This window comes from Wolbachia endosymbiont of Drosophila baimaii, from assembly GCF_028982185.1.
GTDB lineage: Bacteria > Pseudomonadota > Alphaproteobacteria > Rickettsiales > Anaplasmataceae > Wolbachia > Wolbachia pipientis.
On record NZ_JAPQLE010000032.1, the window covers coordinates 1 to 3,605 of the forward strand.

The following is a 3,605-nucleotide window of genomic DNA, read 5'->3' on the forward strand; positions in this document are numbered from 1 at the left end:
GTCATAACTATATGCTGCTGGCATGCTTACCATCACTACTATAAATCCATATCTTACCTTTTTTGGACTATTATGAGAAGTGCTATAACTTTCTCACCACTAAAATTAAATATAGCATTTTCTATCTTCTCCTGGATTGAGTTAGCAGAGTGTTGCTGTTTTTGCCAACCAGAGAAATTACTACCATTATATTCTACCGTTATTCTGTATCGCACTGCATTACATCAAGCTCTATCTAAAATAGTCATTTTCTATCTTAACATAATTTATGGTCAAGCCTACAGTGCTGCCACTCCCATAAAGTAGTTCGTCCAATCTTAAATCTTGCTGCCACTGCTTCTCTGCTTTCTCCTTCGTCTAGCGCCTCCATTGCTTTTTTTCTTAAATCATAACTATATGCTGCTGGCATTCAACCTCCTTATCCTTATCACATCCGGACTTCTATGAAAAGAGCTATAAATCGTGAAAAAGAACTGCTCATTAAGTGCTATTTGCTTAATAAATTTACTAACATTGGTATGGCTAAATTCGAAATGGCTACATGAATTTATCGTAAATTATTACCGTATAAGGTACGATGCGACAAAGCCATCCCAGTGTCAGCTACTCGGATGACACCGTCATAAAGGAACCAGTGTTAGCTACTTGGATGACAACCATTGTGCTTGAGGCAAAATTGACTATCACTTCTTTTTATAGAGCTTGCTCCAAACTTTGTTGTTAGTTAATACAAAAAACACTGTTAAAATTATAAAATACGCCACTACTTTTAATCCAAGTTTATGCCGGCGCTCTAATTCTGGCTCTGCTGCCCATTGTAAAAAATTTATCACATCATACGCCATATTTTCAACTGTGGCTTGCCTTGCACCATCATATTCCACCATTCCTTCAGAAAGTGGTGACGCCATAGCTAATCTGCCTGTTGGAAAATACGAATTAAAATATAAATCATTTTCATCGTGTTCGCCGTTTTGATAGCCTGTTAACAATGAATAGACATAATTTGCACCATCATGCCTTGCTTTAATAATTAATGATAAGTCTGGTGGGACTGCACCATTGTTGCTTGCTGCAGCTGCTTCTTTTGTATCAAAAGGCGCAATAAAATAATCCGAAGGTACTCCAGGTCTGTCAAACATTTCACCCAAATCATTCGGACCATCTTTAACTTGATAAGAAGCTGCTATTTGTTTTACATCTTCTTCAGAAAAACCGACATCTTGCAAATTACGAAATGCTACCCTATTCATTGAATGACAAGCAGCACAGACTTCTTTATACACTTTATAGCCACGCTGAATTGACTCTCTATCGAAAGATCCGACAATTCCATCAAATTTCCAGTCTATTTTCTTATTTGGTGATGATTTAAATTCTTCTGCAGATATAAGACTAGATAGAAATAACATGCAGAAGATTGCAAATACATTAGATCCCATGCATAACCACTGTTTTAGTAAATTTCGAATTGATGTCATGCAAGTAGCTGACACTGGAATCCAGCTTATTTCATCACTGACATTATGGTTATCACGCACTCCTAGAATCTGTTGTCCATTGCATGATTTGTAAGTATTTTTATACCTGGATCCCAGTGTCAAGCACTGGGATGACAACGGAAGATAGCGGAATGACACTGTGTGTTGTATACAACGTTCATACAATTGTGTACATGATGCTGGAATCCATTTATTTTTTTTCTGGATCCCAGTGTCAAGCACTGGGATGACAAAAGAGGGCTCTGGGATGACAGAAGAGAGCTCTGGGATGACAGAGAATTTTGTAAGAGATCTGCTTTGAATTGACATCACCTCATCTCCGGCACAGAATCACTTAAGGTTTTTGGTGGTTCTTTTGGCTTTTCATACTTACTAAGCAGTGGTAAAACTATCACAAAGTATGCAAAGTAATAAAGAGTAGATAGCCTACTCATAGTGATGTAAGGCTCTTTTACCTCTTGTCCTCCAAGCCAGGCAAGAAGTACAAAATTTATTGCAAAAACCCAAAAAAATTTCTTAAACACCGGGCGATAAGCACCACTTTTAACTTTTGATTTATCAAGCCAAGGTAACAAAAACCACACTAAAATAGACGCAAACATGGTAAGCACACCAGTAAGTTTATCTGGAATTGAACGTAGCATTGCATAAAAAGGTAAAAAATACCACTCTGGCACTATATGTACCGGAGTGACCATAGAATCAGCTTCTATATAATTGTCTGGATGCCCAAGATAATTGGGAGCATAGAAAACAAATGCGAATAAAACTACAAAAAACAGACCAAAAGTTATGCAATCCTTGACTATATAATAAGGATAGAGAGGGATGGTATCCTTATCTGATTTTACCTCCACTCCACTTGGGTTACCAGAGCCAAACCTATGCAGAGCTATCACATGAAGCATAGCTAAAGCAATAATAACAAAAGGCAGAAGATAATGCAGAGCGAAAAAACGGTTAAGTGTTGGGTTATCCACTGAAAAACCACCCCATAACCATATAACTATTTTATTGCCAATTAAAGGTATAGCAGAAAATAAGTTGGTTATAACTGTTGCACCCCAGAAACTCATTTGTCCCCAAGGCAATACATATCCCATAAAGGCAGTTGCCATCATTGCAAAAAATATAAATATTCCAATAAACCACACCATCTCTCTCGGTCTTTTATAAGATCCGTAATATAATCCACGCATTATATGAACATAGACTACCATAAAGAAGAGCGATGCTCCAACAGCGTGAGTGTAGCGTATTAACCACCCGTAATTCACATCTCGCATTATGCGCTCTACACTATTAAACGCATAATCAACATGCGGAGTGTAGTGCATAGCAAGAAATATACCTGTTATTATTTGTAAAATCAGCGCTATACCAGCCAAAGAGCCAAAGTTCCAAGCATAATTTAAGTTTTTTGGCACTTGGTAAGAAGCAGTGTGTCTTAGAAAAGAAAATATAGGCAATCTATATTCTATCCATCCTAATATGCCTTTTTCTTCTTTTATTGTTTCTTTTTTGTTATCTTCCTGCATAACTTAAACCTTTCTGAACACATGTCCATTGCTACTTTTATCTTATTTTTTTATTGTAGCAACTTATCCTTTACGCACAAATAAAAACTTTAAAGCAATATTAATTACCTCTTCAGCAACCTATCACGTGCTGCGTTTAATTTCTGTGCAAAATACTCTGAGCCTCCTTATATCTGGGTGAACTAATTTCATTAAATTTTGATATGCTTTATTGACTTCATTTTGACTTGCTTCAGGATTTAATCCACAACTGTACGAACATTCATTCTTGAAGGTAAACTGCACAGCAAATGGTGTCATTCCAGTCTGGAATCCAGCCTTGCCGTAATCTCATCAAGAACATTGTGTTTTAACATAAGATCAGCCACTTTTATGCTTACCAACTTAGTGCCCAATCAAAATTCCTGGATCCCAGTGGGCTTTGTTGCATCGCTAGCTATGATGGATTAAAGATAAAAAAGATGGAGAATATCACTAGCTTATTATTCTGGTATTTATAACAAGAACGGTCAGTGAATACCTAAATTTGAGTAAAAGAAATTTCACTACCACTCACTAATCCGGC

Annotated in this window: 2 protein-coding genes and 3 pseudogenes; 1 reads left to right on the top strand and 4 read right to left on the bottom strand. The window is 36.8% G+C overall.

Annotated features, from left to right (window positions below; genetic code table 11):
- Positions 1-98 precede the first annotated feature (98 nt).
- Positions 99-215: pseudogene (locus tag OZD66_RS01075) on the bottom strand (tRNA pseudouridine(38-40) synthase TruA); the annotation flags it as partial.
- Positions 216-286: 71 nt separating this feature from the next.
- A pseudogene (locus OZD66_RS01080) lies at positions 287-409 on the bottom strand (IS630 transposase-related protein); the annotation flags it as partial.
- Between the two features lie 37 nt (positions 410-446).
- Between OZD66_RS01080 and OZD66_RS06055 the strand changes: the two are divergent.
- Positions 447-545 (top strand): annotated as a pseudogene (locus OZD66_RS06055) (IS5 family transposase); the annotation flags it as partial.
- Positions 546-683: 138 nt separating this feature from the next.
- Here OZD66_RS06055 and OZD66_RS01085 read toward each other — a convergent pair.
- Together OZD66_RS01085 and OZD66_RS01090 are read right to left on the bottom strand one after the other, a co-directional pair.
- On the bottom strand, positions 684-1,442 hold the full coding sequence (locus tag OZD66_RS01085; RefSeq protein ID WP_182367524.1) for a cytochrome c1: 759 nt from the start codon (positions 1,440-1,442) through the stop codon (positions 684-686).
- A gap of 368 nt (positions 1,443-1,810) precedes the next feature.
- Positions 1,811-3,040 carry a cytochrome b gene (locus OZD66_RS01090; protein WP_006280242.1) on the bottom strand — a complete coding sequence of 410 codons (1,230 nt, stop codon included), beginning with the start codon at positions 3,038-3,040 and terminating at the stop codon, positions 1,811-1,813.
- Between the last annotated feature and the right edge of the window lie 565 nt (positions 3,041-3,605).